15 protein-coding genes are annotated in these 13792 nt (G+C 67.8%); 7 read left to right on the top strand and 8 right to left on the bottom strand.

All coding sequences use genetic code 11. From position 1 onward, the window contains the following. From JW876_08485 to JW876_08460, 6 genes are all read left to right on the top strand, one after another. Positions 1-263: BamA/TamA family outer membrane protein (locus JW876_08485; GenBank protein MBN1885544.1), on the top strand; the 263-nt coding region annotated here is incomplete at its 5' end. A gap of 118 nt (positions 264-381) precedes the next feature. Continuing rightward, positions 382-2172 carry an SLC13 family permease gene (locus JW876_08480; protein MBN1885543.1) on the top strand — a complete coding sequence of 597 codons (1791 nt, stop codon included), beginning with the start codon at positions 382-384 and terminating at the stop codon, positions 2170-2172. A 53-nt stretch (positions 2173-2225) separates the two neighbouring features. Beyond that, a complete protein-coding gene (locus tag JW876_08475; GenBank protein ID MBN1885542.1) occupies positions 2226-3674 on the top strand; it encodes an MBL fold metallo-hydrolase in 1449 nt (482 codons plus the stop codon). An 18-nt stretch (positions 3675-3692) separates the two neighbouring features. Beyond that, a complete protein-coding gene (locus tag JW876_08470; GenBank protein MBN1885541.1) occupies positions 3693-4199 on the top strand; it encodes a YeeE/YedE family protein in 507 nt (168 codons plus the stop codon). Positions 4200-4214: 15 nt separating this feature from the next. Continuing rightward, positions 4215-4772, top strand: a complete 558-nt coding sequence (locus tag JW876_08465; protein ID MBN1885540.1) for a YeeE/YedE family protein — start codon at positions 4215-4217, stop codon at positions 4770-4772. A gap of 15 nt (positions 4773-4787) precedes the next feature. Then, on the top strand, positions 4788-5162 hold the full coding sequence (locus JW876_08460) for a DUF1622 domain-containing protein (GenBank protein MBN1885539.1): 375 nt from the start codon (positions 4788-4790) through the stop codon (positions 5160-5162). Here the strand turns inward: JW876_08460 and JW876_08455 are convergent. Then, complete coding sequence (locus JW876_08455) at positions 5099-6364, bottom strand: glycosyltransferase family 4 protein (protein ID MBN1885538.1); 1266 nt, start codon at positions 6362-6364, stop codon at positions 5099-5101. The two genes, JW876_08460 and JW876_08455, sit on opposite strands and share 64 nt — an antisense overlap. Positions 6365-6536: 172 nt before the next feature. Between JW876_08455 and JW876_08450 the strand changes: the two genes are divergently transcribed. Next, positions 6537-7130, top strand: coding sequence for an outer membrane beta-barrel protein (locus JW876_08450; GenBank protein ID MBN1885537.1), 594 nt, complete (start codon positions 6537-6539; stop codon positions 7128-7130). Positions 7131-7197: 67 nt separating this feature from the next. Here JW876_08450 and prmC read toward each other — a convergent pair whose 3' ends face one another. The 7 genes from prmC to rph form a co-directional block, all read right to left on the bottom strand. Continuing rightward, positions 7198-8046, bottom strand: a complete 849-nt coding sequence (gene prmC / locus JW876_08445; protein MBN1885536.1) for a peptide chain release factor N(5)-glutamine methyltransferase — start codon at positions 8044-8046, stop codon at positions 7198-7200. Continuing rightward, the gene (locus JW876_08440) at positions 8043-9164 is read right to left on the bottom strand and encodes a glycosyltransferase family 4 protein (GenBank protein MBN1885535.1); all 1122 of its coding nucleotides are present in this window, start codon (positions 9162-9164) and stop codon (positions 8043-8045) included. Before JW876_08440 ends, prmC begins: the two co-directional genes overlap by 4 nt. Before the next feature lie 27 nt (positions 9165-9191). Then, positions 9192-10187 (bottom strand): radical SAM protein, encoded by a 996-nt coding sequence (locus JW876_08435; protein ID MBN1885534.1) that lies wholly within the window; start codon positions 10185-10187, stop codon positions 9192-9194. A 172-nt stretch (positions 10188-10359) separates the two neighbouring features. Next, positions 10360-11619 (bottom strand): ABC transporter permease, encoded by a 1260-nt coding sequence (locus tag JW876_08430; protein ID MBN1885533.1) that lies wholly within the window; start codon positions 11617-11619, stop codon positions 10360-10362. Continuing rightward, on the bottom strand, positions 11588-12583 hold the full coding sequence (locus JW876_08425; GenBank protein ID MBN1885532.1) for an ATP-binding cassette domain-containing protein: 996 nt from the start codon (positions 12581-12583) through the stop codon (positions 11588-11590). Before JW876_08425 ends, JW876_08430 begins: the two co-directional genes overlap by 32 nt. Before the next feature lie 22 nt (positions 12584-12605). Further along, complete coding sequence (gene rdgB / locus JW876_08420; protein ID MBN1885531.1) at positions 12606-13223, bottom strand: RdgB/HAM1 family non-canonical purine NTP pyrophosphatase; 618 nt, start codon at positions 13221-13223, stop codon at positions 12606-12608. Between the two features lie 31 nt (positions 13224-13254). Continuing rightward, the coding region (gene rph, locus JW876_08415) for a ribonuclease PH (GenBank protein MBN1885530.1) at positions 13255-13792 on the bottom strand (538 nt) is incomplete at its 5' end.

The following is a 13792-nucleotide window of genomic DNA, read 5'->3' as shown; positions in this document are numbered from 1 at the left end:
GACGGTTCTCCGCCGTCCTGCACGTCGTCGAGCTGCGGCGCCACCTGTGGCGCTGGCTCGCCGGCGTGGCCTTCGTGGACGCCGGCGGGCTCTGGCCGGGCTGGGACGACATCAGCCCGGACGGCCTCCGCCCGTCGGCGGGAGCGGGCCTGCGCCTGCGGACGCCGCTCGGGATCGTCCGCGGCGACATGGGCGTCAACCTCGACCGGCGGGAAAACGAGGACCGCGTCCGCTTCCACCTCAGTGTGGGACAGGCGTTCTGACGAGCGGAAAAGCCTTTACCCGCCGGGTGACTTTCTGGAACAATCGGAAACGTTCCAGGCGACAGGGGTCCGCCCCGCACACGACGCGCCGGCGGCGAAGGAGCGCGCCCATCCGACGATGACCACAGATATCGCCCTCATACTGGCCGTGCTCGGCGTGACGATCGTCCTCTTCGTGAGCGAGCGGCTCCGCGTCGACGTCATCGCCCTCCTCATCATGGTGTCCCTCGCGTGGCTCCGGCTCCTCGAGCCGCTCGAGGCCTTCTCGGGGCTGGCCTCGAACGCCGTCATCTCGGTGATCGCCGTCATGATCCTCGGCCACGGCGTCGACCGTTCGGGGGTGATGAAACGGATCATCCGGCCGATCCTCCGCGCGGCCGGCACGCACGAGCGGCAACTCACCGCCCTCGTCTCCGCGGTCGCCGGCCTGCTGTCCGCGTTCATGCAGAACATCGGCGCGGCCGCCCTCTTCCTGCCCGCGATGATGCGCATATCGAAACGCACGGGGATGCCCGTTTCCCGGCTGCTCATGCCCCTCGGCTTCGCGGCGATCCTCGGCGGCACGTGCAGCATGGTCGGTTCGGGCCCGCTCATCATACTCAACGACCTCCTCCGCCAGCGCGGCGTGAGGCCCTTCGGCATCTTCGACGTCACCCCGATCGGCCTCTCGCTCCTCGCCGCGGGGATCGCGTATTTCGCGGTCGTCGGCTACCGCCTCCTGCCCGCCGGGACGACGGCAAACGGAACCGACGGCGGACAGCGGCGTCTCGTGCAAACCTGGAACCTCCCGACGACCCTCCACCAGTGCCGCATCCCCGCGGAAAGTCCCCTCGTCGGCCGGACCCGCGACGAGGCGTCCCTCTGGTCGCGATACGGCCTCAACCTCCTCGCCCTCGCGCAGGAGGGAGACGTGATGTTCGCCCCCTGGCGTCACACGCGTTTCGCCGCCGGGCAGGAGCTCGTCCTCCTCGGCGAGGCGAAGGACGTCGGGCGCTTCGTCGCCGACAACCGCCTCGAGGAAGCCGAGGAATCGGGGGTCATCGAGGACCTGCGCAGCGAGGGCAGCGCCGGCTTCGCCGAGGCGGTCATACCGATGGGATCGCCGGTCGCCGGCAAGTCCCTCCGCGAGGTCGCCCTGCGCAACACCTTCGGCGTCGAGCCGATCATGCTTCTCACCGGGCGCCGCGGGATCCGCGACGACTTCTCCGACGAGATCCTCGAGCCCGGCGCCACGGTGATCGTCCACGGGCTGTGGGGGAACGTCCTGAAGCTCGAGGACGACCGGTCCTTCGTCCTCGCAACGTCGGTGGGCGGTTCGGCCGACGGCCGGCCGCGCCCCTCCGTCGCCCTCGCCTGCTTTCTCGGGGCGATCCTGCTCGCATTCTCCGGCGTCCAGCTCTCGCTCGCCCTCCTGACCGGCGCCCTCGCCATGATCCTTCTCGGCGTCGTGCCGATCGACGGGGCCTACCGCGCCGTCGACTGGCGCACCGTCTTCCTCCTCGCCGGCCTGATCCCGCTCGGCACGGCGATGGACCGCACCGGCGCCGCCGCGCTCATCGCCGAGCGGATGATGTCGGTGCTCTCGGGGAGCCATCCGCTTCTCGTCATGGCGGCCATCTCGGCACTCGCCACCCTCTTCTCGCTCTTCCTGTCGAACGTGGCGGCCACCGTGCTGCTCGTCCCGCTCGTCATGATCCTCGGCGCGAAGACGGGCATCGAACCGCGGGCGCTCGCCATCCTCGTGGCCGTCTCGTCCGCCAATTCCTTCGTATTGCCGACCCACCAGGTCAACGCGCTCCTCATGTCCCCCGGCGGGTATCACAACCGGGACTACCTGCGGGCCGGCGGCATCATGACCGTCGTTTTCATCATCGTCGCGACGGGCGTCACGTACGCCCTCTTCGCCTGAGGCGGCGTTACGATAGAGAAGCCTGAACCGACACGAACGACAAGGAGGCGACCGTGCTGCTGAAACACTTCTTCGTTCCCAAGATCGCCCACAGCTCCTACATGCTCGCGGGCGACCGCACCTGCGCGATCATCGATCCCCAGCGCGACGTTCAGATCTACCTCGACGCGGCGAAATCGCTCGACATGAAGATCACCCACGTGATCGAGACGCACCTGCACGCCGATTTCATCTCGGGGCACATCGACCTCGCGCGGGCGACCGGCGCGACGATCTACGCGCCGCGCGCCGGCCGGTGCGCGTTCCCGCACGTGCCCGTGCACGAGGGGGACACGATCGAGATCGAGAACGTGCTCCTCCGCGTCCTCGACACACCGGGGCACACGCCCGAGCACGTCTCCTACGTCGTGATCGACCGCGCCCGCGGACGTTCCCCCGTCGGCGTCTTCTGCGGCGACACGCTCTTCGTCGGCGACGTCGGCCGCCCCGACCTCTTCCCCGGCAAGGCCCGGCAGCTCGCCTCGAAGCTCTTCGACAGCCTCCGGAAGCTGACGCGGCTCCCCGACCACTGCGAGGTCTATCCGGCGCACGGCGCCGGCTCCCTCTGCGGGCGGGCGATGGGCGCCAAGTGGCGGAGCACGATCGGCTACGAGAAGCGATACAACGAGCCACTCGGGATACGTAACCGCGAGACGTTCATCCGGAGCCTCACGACGGACATGCCGGCGGCGCCCGACCACTTCGCCCGGTGCAGCGACATCAACCGCCGCGGCCCGGCGCGCCTGGAGACCCTTCCGGCGCCCCGTCCCCTCGCCCCCGAGCTCTTCCGCGACCGCGCCGGACGGCGGGACCGGATCGTCCTCGACGTCCGCTCCTTCGCCTCCTTCGGCGGGCTGCACGTCGCCGGCGCCTACAACATCGATCGCGGCGGCAACTTCCCCACCTTCGCCGGCTGGATCCTTCCCCCGGACAGGAAGCTGCTCCTCGTCGGCGAGCACCACGAGATCGTCGAGGAGGCGGCCGTGTGGCTGCACCGCGTCGGCCTCGACCGCATCGAGGGCTGCCTGGACGGCGGGATGTTCGACTGGGCGAAGGAGGGGTATGCGACGGCCCACGTCCGGCAGATCTCCACGCACGAGCTGCACGGGATGGTGACGGGCGGCAGTCGATTCACGATCCTCGACACCCGTTCGCCGCGCGAGTTCGCGGACAACCACATCCGCGGGGCGGTCAACATCCCCGTCGCTGAGGTGAGGACCCGGTGGACCGAGCTCGATCCAGAGACGCCGATGGCGATCATCTGCTCCACGGGACACCGATCGAGCCTCGCGGCGAGCATCCTCCTGCAGCACGGATTCACCGAACTGATGAACGTCGCGGGCGGCATGACGGGATACACCGCCGCCGGGTACACGAAACGGTGCGGGGTCTGCTTCATCCCGCACGCCTCGCACTATCTCGGCAGCTGGAGCTCCGGCCGGTTGCACGGAAGGGGGAGATGACCGATGGAATGGCTGGGAATGGAGCGCTGGTCGCCCTACGTCGTCGGCGCGGGGATCGGCGTGCTGAGCTGGCTGACCTTCCTGCTCTCCGACAAGCCGCTCGGCTGCTCGACGGCCTTCGCGCGGACGAGCGGGATGATCGAGAAGCTCTTCCGCGGACCGGCGGTGGCCGAGAAGCCCTACTACAAGAAATTCGCCCCGGAGATCGACTGGGAATGGATGCTCGTTTTCGGCATCGTCATCGGCGCCTTCGTCTCCGCCCGGATCTCCGGCACCTTCGAGATGCGCTGGGTGCCGGCCCTGTGGGCCGCGCACTTCGGCACGGCCGTGCTGCCGCGCTTCCTCGTCGCCCTTCTCGGCGGCGTTTTCATGGGACTCGGCGCCCGGTGGGCGGGGGGCTGCACGAGCGGACATGGCATCAGCGGCACGCTGCAGCTCGCCGTGAGCTCCTGGATCGTCGCCATCGGCATGTTCGTCGGCGGCATCGCCGCCGCGCACGTCATCTTCCGGCTCATCGCCGCCTGAGGGGAGGGATCGTCAATGTTGAAAGGATTGCACGGCAGGAAAGGCATACAGATGGTCCTCGCCCTGGCGTCGGGCATCCTGTTCGGCGTGCTTCTCCAGAAGGGCGGCGCGACCGAATACGACGTGATCATCGGACAGCTCCTGCTTTCCGACTTCACCGTTCTCAAGATCATGCTCTCCGCCGTCGTCGTCGGCACGGTCGGCGTTCACCTGCTGAAGAGCCTCGGCCTGGCCGAGTTGCACCCCAAGCCGGGTTCGGCGGGCCAGTCGATCGTCGGCAGCCTCATCTTCGGACTCGGCTTCGCCACCCTCGGCTACTGCCCGGGGACGGTGGCAGGGGCGGTCGGCCAGGGATCCCTCGACGCCCTCGTCGGGGGCGTCGTCGGCATCCTCATCGGCGCCGGCATCTTCGCCGCCCTCTATCCGCGCCTCCAGCGCGGCATCCTCTCGAAGGGTAACTTCGGCGACGTGACGCTCCCGCGGCTTTTCGGGGTGAACGAGTGGATCATCGTCGCACCGGTCGTCGTTCTCATCGTGCTCCTGCTCCGGTGGCTGGAGCGGGCGGGCTTCTAGGGGAAGGAACAACCGATGAAGATCCTGCACACCGCCGCCGAGATCATCGGCATCGCGGGGATCGCCGTCATCGTCTGGGGCGTCGCCGTCACCTTCGCGCGGTTCGTCGCCTACGATCTCTCGCACCTGCGCGGCCGGGGCCAGCGCAAGAAGCGCGAGGCGCTCCGGCACCAGCTCGGCTCCTACCTGCTTCTCGGGCTGGAGTTTCTCATCGCGGCGGACGTGGTGAACACGGTGAACAATCCGACGCTCGAGGGGATGGCCCTCCTCGCCGCGATCGTGGCGATCCGGACGGCGATCAGCTACTTCGTCGACAAGGAGATGGCCTACTGGCATCCCTCGCACGACGCGGAGGAAGACCCCGGCGCGCCGCCGACGACGGCGCGATAGACGTCCATGATCCGCTCGTAGTGGGTATCGCCGTTCCAGAGGCGCTCGGCCTTCGCGCGCGCGCTACGCCCCATCCCGCGCCTGAGCTCGTCGTCGTCGAGGAGTTGCCCGATCCGGTCGGCGAGGGCCGCCTCGTCGCCGAGAGGGAAGAGAAGCCCGTTCTCGCCGTCGTCGACCATCTCCGGGATGCCGCCGATGTCGGTGGCCACGACCGGCTTCCCCGAGGCGAAGGCCTCCATGATCGAGAAGGGGAGATTCTCGTACCACCGCGAGGGGAGAACGACGAAGCTCGCCCCGGCGAGCGCCTCGCGCAGCGCCTCCCCGGAGAGGTACCCCGTGAAACGTACCGTATCGGCGCCGACCCGGTCGGCGAGATCGCGAAGCGGGGCCGCCTCGGGGCCGTCGCCGACGATCCGGAGCTCGCTTCGCCCGACCCGCGCGGCCGCCCGGACGAGGAGATCGACCCCCTTCTCGCGCGAGAGGCGTCCGAAGTAGAGGTAGTAGCCCTTCTCCTTTTCCCCCGCGTACCCGGCGACGTCGACGAAGTTGGGTATGGAGACGATCCGCGCAGGATCGAAGCCGCCCTCCCCGAGCTTTTCCGCGAGAAAGCGGCTCGGTGTGACGAACCGCGCGATTTTCCCCGGCACTCCCGTCATCCGCTCCCAGTACGCGGCCAGCATCGCGACGAGGGATGCCGGCAGGCTCTCCTTCTTGCAGCGGCGCACGAAAACTTCCCAGAAACGGTTCGGCAGGCACCGCTCGCAGATCTCGCCGTGGGAGAGAAAGCTCGTGTTGGGGCAGATCTGCCGGTAGTCATGGAGCGTCCAGACGATCGGAATCCCCCGGTCGACGAGGGGCCGGACGATCGAGGTGGTCAGGTGGCCGTGGATGTTGTGGAAATGAGCGACGTCGGGCTTCACCCGGTCGGCGAGAGCGGCGATCTTCCGGCGGGCCTCTCCGTTGTGGATGCTCTTCGAGAGGACGGTCCAGGCCGCCCGGGGACTCCGGCGGGCCAAAAGCGCGGGAAAATCGATCTCGCCGGTGAACCACTCCTCCCAGGGCGAGGAGAGATTGTCGGGATGGCGCATCGCGAAGGGAACGACCTCGTGGCCCCGGGACTCGAGCAGCCGGGTGAGGTTGAACATGTAAGTGGAATCCCCGCCGCGGTAATAGTGGAAGGTCTGGACCATCAGGACGCGCATCTCGTCTCCCCGCGGGCGACGACGGACCCGCCCGCCGGCCCCCGCGGCCGCGGGGAGCGGGCCGGCCGGACGCCGGAAAACCGCTTGACGCCGACACTACCGTTTATTATAAAAAAGGTGCAGAAAGTCAACAGGTTACTGCATTTATGTTCGCTCTTCATCGGAGGGCCCCTTGAATACGAGATCGATCGTTACCGGTATCGGTGCCGCAATGTTCCTCTTCGCGGCCGCCACGACCCCCGCCTACGGCCAGGCGACCGCCGGGGGAGCGGTGTCCGGCCGGAGCGTCTTCCATATCGGCGGATCCTTTTCCAAGGCGACCGTCGACAACGCCGAATCGGGCTTTTTCGGCGTGGGCTTCTTCGGCGGAAAGATGATCACCCACAACATCTGTCTCGGCGTCTCGGCCGGATACGACATCGTGTCCTACAACAAGTCGGACAACGGCAACTACGAACGGCTCGGGATCATCCCCGTGCAGATAAAGGCGGTCTATTTCCTGCGCCTCAACGAAATGATGCAGCTCTATGCGGCGGCGGGCGGCGGCTTCTACCGCGTCGTTCCCCACCTCGGCGTCGAACCGGTGGGCGACATACACACCACCGAGACCCGTCCGGGCGGCTCGGTGACGATCGGCTTCGATTACTGGTTCCTTCTCACCTCGGGCATCGGCTTCGCCCTCGAGTACCACGCGTTCCCGCCCGACGACGGCGACCTCTTCACGTACTACGCCGCGCGGGTCGACTACACGCTCGTCCGCTTCTGATCGAGCCATCGCATGAGATCGGGATTTCGATCCCCGCCGCCGGCGGGGATTTTTTTTCGCTCCGCCGCTACGCGCGCATGGCACCCATCACCCGCACCTGTCCCTCGCGGTCACGCTCGAAGTAGGGATCCCGCCAGTCCGGCGCCTTCCGCAGCAGGCGCTCGGCGATCTTCTCCTGCCCGGCGCCGATCTCGAAGATCAGCACGCCGCCCGGGCGCAGGAACACCGGCGACTCGGCGATGAGCCGGCGGAAGATGTCGATCCCGTAGGCGCCGGCCTCGAGGGCCACGCGCGGCTCGTGATCGATGATCTCGGCGGCGAGTTTCTCGAGCGAGCCCGTGGGGATGTAGGGGGGATTGCAGACGACGAGATCGACCGTCCCCTCGAGCCCGTGGTCGGCGAGCGGAGCGAAGAGATCGCCGACGGAGAGCTCCACGCGGTCGCCGAGACCGTATCGCTCGACGTTCCGGCGCGCCATGTCCACGGCCTCTTCGCTGATGTCGGCGGCGTGGATCCGCGCGCCGGGCACGTTCATCGCGAGCGCGACGGCGATGTTGCCGCTGCCGGTCCCCAGTTCGATCACCAGGGGATTCGCGCCGACCCGTTCGGCCGCGACGATTGCGGCGCGGGCGAGGATCTCGGTCTCCTCGCGCGGGATCAGCGCCCCGGGACCGCAGTGGAGCATCAGGCCGAGAAAGGGCGCCTCGCCGAGGATGTATTCGGTCGGAACGCCCTCGGCCCGTCCGGCGGCGAGGGCGTCGAGATCGACGCCGCCCTCCCCGAGCAGGCCGGCGTCCGTCTCGCGAAGGGCGCCAGCCGAGCGGATATCCATCAGTCGCAGGGTTTCGCCGAGCGGATCGGCGACCCCCGCCCGTTTGAAGGCCTCGATTGCTTTCCTGAATGCCTCGAACATCATGTCCTCCTCCGCATGAGCTCTTCGTAGATCTCGCCGTATTGTCTCGCGATCGCTTCCCAGCTGTGCCGGCGGCGGACGCGATCGAGGGCCCGCTTCGCCGTCGCCGCCGCCCCGTCGGGGTCGGCGAGGAGACGACGGAGCGCCGTCGCAAGCGATTCGGCGTCGGAGACGGCGAAGGGACTGGCGACGCCGCCGGCGACCACCTCGTTTTCCGGGATGTCGCTGTAGACGGCCGGCACGCCGAGGGCCAGGCCCTCGAGCAACGCGATCGACATCGCCTCGTACTCCGAGGGGAAGACGAAGGCCCGCGCGTGCGCGTAGAGCGCGTAGTATTCCTGCCCGGTGAGGAATCCGACGAACCGGACCCCTTCGGGCCGCGCCGCCTTGAGTTCCTCGAAGTAGGCCTCGTCGGTCGCCGGGCCGCCCCCGGCGATCGCGAGGGGCAGATCGGTGCCGAGGCGCCGGTAGGCCTCGATGAGGGTGGTGAGCCCCTTCGTCCGTTCGATCCGTCCGACCGAGCAGAAGAGATACCCGCCCGGTTCGAGGCCGTGCCGCCGGAGCCAATCGGCCGGCGGCCGCTCGCGCATCACGATCCCGTTCGGAATATAACGCACACGGTCGCCGTAGCGCCCGTTATAATATTCGGCGAGCGGCTTCGAGACGGACGTTCGCACGTCGGGACACCGTATGAAGAAGCGCTCGGCGAGCCTTGACATCGCCTTCGCCCCCCGGCTCCACTTCTCCCGGAGATAGGCCTGCCCGTGCGAGGTGGCGACGAGCCCGCGCCGCGGGCGGGGCAGCCACGCGAGCAGGCAGGGATCGGTGCTGTGGATGTGGACGATGTCGAATCCCTCCCGCCGGACGGCGAGCGAGGCGCGCCACATGTGCGAGATCATCTCGAGGTTCTTGCGCCTGCAGCCCTCGACGACGCGGACCGCCGCGCCGTTATAGTCGTCGGTCGGCTCGGCGTACGAGGCATAGCCGAAGACGGTGACGTCGTAGCCGGCCCCGGCGAGGTGCGGGATCAGCGAATCGACGACCGTCTCGACGCCGTGGGTGCCGGGCACGCCCTTGATGCCGAGTATCGCGATGCTCGCTTTTTTCGGGGTCTCGTTCACGGATCACGCTTTCGACGCGGGCTCGCGTCAGTCGAGACAGATCTTCCCGCCCCGCATGAGCCGCAGCTTGTTTTGGAGCACCCAGAGGGCGGGCGCCCAGGGGTGCCTGCGCATCGCGGGGACGGCCGTCCCCGTCATCCAGCAGCCGCGGTCGCAGTTCCGCACCTTCTCCCTGACCCGCCTTGCCCGTTCGGAATGCCAGATCTCATCGAAATCCTGCGTGGTCAGGTCGCCCATCACCCAGGGTTCGGCCGACCCGTTGCAGGCGAGCACCCGTCCGAAGGGGTCGAGAAAGAAGGTGTCGGTGGCGGCGTTGCACGGGATCGGGCGCCCCTTGCCCTGCACGTGGCGAAGCAGCCCGAGGTTCAGGTAGGCGCGGAACCAGTCCTTGACGCGCTTCTTCGTCGCGGCGCGGGGAGAGCAGAGCAGGGCCTCGATGAATCGCGTCATGACGTCGACGACCTCGTCGACGTTCTCGACGCGGTTGTCTTTCTTGAAGAAGTAGAAGGAGTTGTGCACCACCGCGTTGGCGAACTCGACGCCCATCGCGGCGACGAGCGTGTAGAGGTCGAGCAGGTCGCGGCAGTTCTCGCCGGAGATCGTCATGGCGAATCCGATGTCCTTCACGCCGAGACGCTTGAGCCGCAGGATCGTCCGCAGCCCGCGATCGAACCCGTTCTCGAGGCCGCGCAGCTCGTCGTTGAGCGCGGGGAGACCCTCGAGGCTGACGCGGACGGTGATGTCGCGGAAATCCCGGGCGATCGCCTCGATGCGATCGTAAAAGAAGCCGTTGGTGCTGATCTCCAGCCGGTCGCTCTTCGTGTCGAGGATCTCGACGATCCGGTGGATGTCCTTGCGGAGCATCGGCTCGCCGCCGGTGATGTTGAGACGTTGCATTCCCGCGGGGATCTTCTCGAGGATCTCCGGGTCGAACTCCTCGCTCGTCTTCGAGGGGTTCTGCCAGCAGTTGCACATCCGGCAACGCGCGTTGCAGCGATAGGTGGTTATGACGGCGCATTCCATGGCGGCCCGATTCCTGCGACTGTTTCATGTCAAAACGGGGAGGAGGCCGATCAGCCACCCCCTCCCCGCTGCACCCGGCAACGAACTCTAACACATAGGCGGTCCCGGCGCAAGGCGCCGGATGCCGATCGGCCAACCGGGCCGCCGCGGCCCGCCGGCGCGCTCAGCCAGGTCAGGCCCGCCGGAGCCACTTGAAGATCTCGCGGAACGCCGGGCGCTTTCCGTACATCAAAATCCCCGTCCGGAAGATCTTCGCCGCGAGCTGCCCCGCCCCCCAGATCGCCAGCAGAAGCAGCGCGACCGACAGGGCGATCTGCCATGCCGGCGGCGTCAGGATGCTGATCCGCATGAACATCACGATCGGCGTGAAGGGAGGAATCAGCGAGACGATCGTCGCGAATAGCCCGTCGGGGTTCTGGATCACGGCCATCGGTATGATGATCGTGAAAACGAGGCAGAGGACGATCGGCTGCTGGAGCTGTTGCGCCTCCTGGTCGGTGTTGCAGATCGATCCGGTCATGGCGAAGAGCGTCGCGTAGAAGAGGAATCCGAGCACGTAGAAGAGGATGAAGTACGCGAGGATCTCCGGCGTGAAGGCGGCGTACTGCGTGATGTGGCTCGCCGCGATCGGGTAGGCCGTCAGGGCCAGCGCGCAGATCGCCCAGATGGCGTACTGGGTGAGCCCCGTCGAGCCGACGCCGAGGATCTTGCCGCCGAGCAGGTCGAAGGGCCGCACCGAGGAGAGCATCACCTCGATGACGCGGTTGTTCTTCTCCTCGATGATGCTCCGCTGGACGGCGACCCCCCAGAGCAGGATCGTCATGTAGAGCATCATGATGAAGATGAAGGTGGAGATGAAGAGCATGTCGAAGCCGCCCTCCTTCTCCTCCCCCTCCTTGAGCATCATCGATTCCATGTCGACGTTGCGGACGAGGCGGCTGACCGTGCCGTACTGCATGCCCTCGTCGGCGAGGCGGTGGGCGATCACGACCTGGCTGAGGCCGTGCTCGATCCGCCCGATCCCCTTCACGTTCCCCAGGCGCTTGCCGTAGAAGGTGCACCTGCTCGATTCGAGGATATCGGCGGGGATGAGGAGGTAGCCGTCGATGACGTCCTCGTCGACCTCCATGGCGAGGGTCTCCCGCACCCCATCGAGCGTGACCTCGTCGGCCTCGCGCCGCCGCATCACGAATTTCCGGCCGCCCGCCTTGAGCGTGTCGGAGAGCTCCTCGTGGAAGTCGTCGTAGAGGATGCCGGAGAGGTCGATCACGTCGAACCGCACGGTGAGCTCGGTCGTCTTCTCGAAGATGAGGCTCGGGGCGAGGATCAGCCCCGCCATGAGGACGGGTCCGAGGATCGTGCCCACGAGGAAACTCTTCTTCTTCACGCGCTCGAGATACTCACGCCGGGCGATGACCAGCAGTTTCCTCATCGAGCTCACCCCCCCTCTCCTTCACCTGTTGGATGAAGATGTCGTGCAGCGACAGCTCCCCGATCTCGAAGCGGTCGACGCGGCCGCGGTCGAGGGCGCCGCGGAGGATCAGGTTGGTGTCGGTCCCCGGTGCGACGGTGACGGCCAGCTCCTGGCCGAAATCGCGCACGCGCTCGACCCCGGGAAGCCCCTCGATCTCCCGCCGGTCGCCGCCGAAGCGCAGGGTGACGACGTTCTGGCTGAACCGCATCTTCAGGTCGGCGACCCTCCCCTCGAGGATCGGTCGTCCCTTGTTGATGAGGCAGATCCGCTCGCAGAGCTTCTCGACCTGGTCCATGAGATGGGTGGAGAGGACGATCGTGCGTCCCTCGCCCTTCAGCTCCATGATGATGTCCTTGAGGAGCTGCGTGTTGATCGGGTCGAGCCCGGTGAAGGGCTCGTCGAGGATGATGAGCTGCGGCTCGTGGAGAATCGTCGAGATGAACTGGATCTTCTGCTGCATCCCCTTGGAGAGGGACTCGATCGTCTTCCCGGCCCAGTCGCCCAGCTCGACGCGGTCGAGCCAGCGGAGAGCCCGCTCGGCGGCGGTATTCCGGTCGATCCCCTTGATCTCGCCGAGGAAGACGAGATGGTCGATCGTCTTCATCTTGCGGTAGAGGCCGCGCTCCTCGGGCAAATAGCCGATCCGCTCTTTCGACCGCTCGCTGAACGGCTCGCCGAAGACGCGGACCGAGCCCTCGTCGGGTTCGATGATCCCCATCACCATCCGGATCGTCGTCGTCTTGCCGGCGCCGTTCGGCCCGAGCAGGCCGAAGACGCCTCCCCGGTCGACGGTGAGCGACAGTTGGTCGACGGCCGTGTGGCCGTCGTATCGTTTCGTGACGTCGGTCAGTTCAAGCACCGCTGCTCCCCTCCTCGCGAGAAAACCTTCCGTCCACGTCGTGATATGCCCGTCTTCCCCCATACCGCGCCGGGCAGCGCGGTATTCACCCTCCGAGATCGAGATCGAACGCGTCGATCAGGAGATACTTCATCTCGACGAGCGCCCGGTAGCGATGGCTCGTGGCGTTCTTCTCCCCGGCCGTCATCTCGGCGGCCGTCTTGCCGGCCTCGGGCACGAAGAAGACCGGATCGTAGCCGAAGCCGTTCGAACCCGAGGGGCTCCGCGCGATCCGCCCGTGCAGAAATCCCTCCGTCTCCAGGGGGCTCCATGCCGCCCCGGGGGGCGGCTGGAGGACCATGACGCATCGGAACCGCGCCCCGCGCCCCTCGTCGGGAACGTCCGCGAGGGCCTCGAGGAGCCTGCGGCACCGCCCGGCGTCGTCGAGGCCGGCGCCGCCGTAGCGGGCCGAGCGCACGCCGGGACCGCCGCCGAGGGCGTCGACCTCGATCCCCGAGTCGTCGGCGAGGGCGGCGAGGCCGGTCGCCTCCGCCGCCGCGCGGGCCTTGATCCGCGCGTTCTCGAGAAAGGTCTCCCCCGTCTCGTCCGGCTCGGGAAAGAAATCGACGTCGTCGAGCGTGACGAGCTCCACGCCGAGTTCGCCGAAGATATGCTCGATCTCCTGGACCTTCCCCCGGTTGCGCGACGCGATGACGATCCTCATTCCCGCTCCCTCGGCCGCCCGGTCCGGCGCCTCACCGCCGGCCGAGGGCCTTTTCCTGCTCGCGGACGAGGCGCCGGATGCCCTTGCCGGCCGTCTTCAGCATCCGGTCGAGGAGCGCCCCCTCGAAGGGCTCCCCCTCGGCGGTCCCCTGCACCTCGATGAACCGGCCGCGATCGTCCATGACGACGTTCATGTCGACCTCGGCCGCCGAATCCTCCTCGTAGGGAAGATCGAGAAGCACCCTGCCCCCGACGACGCCGACGCTCACCGCGGCGACGAGCCCGCCGACCGCCTCGCCGAGTCCCAGCTCCTCGAGGGCCGCCACGAGCGCGATGCAGCCGCCGGTGATCGAGGCGGTGCGCGTGCCGCCGTCGGCCTCGATGACGTCGCAGTCGACGACGACCTGGCGCTCGCCGATCGCCGCGAGATCGACCGCCGCGCGGAGCGAGCGGCCGACGAGACGCTGTATCTCGTGGGTCCGTCCCTTCACCCGGCCGCGGAGCGACTCGCGGGGGATGCGGCGCCGGCTCGACCGCGGGAGCATGCCGTACTCCGCCGTCACCCAGCCG

It is taken from the genome of Candidatus Krumholzibacteriota bacterium, assembly GCA_016931295.1.
Lineage (GTDB): Bacteria > Krumholzibacteriota > Krumholzibacteriia > Krumholzibacteriales > Krumholzibacteriaceae > JAFGEZ01.
Note: the sequence above shows the minus strand (reverse complement) of the source record. Positions and strands in the feature narration are given on the sequence as shown.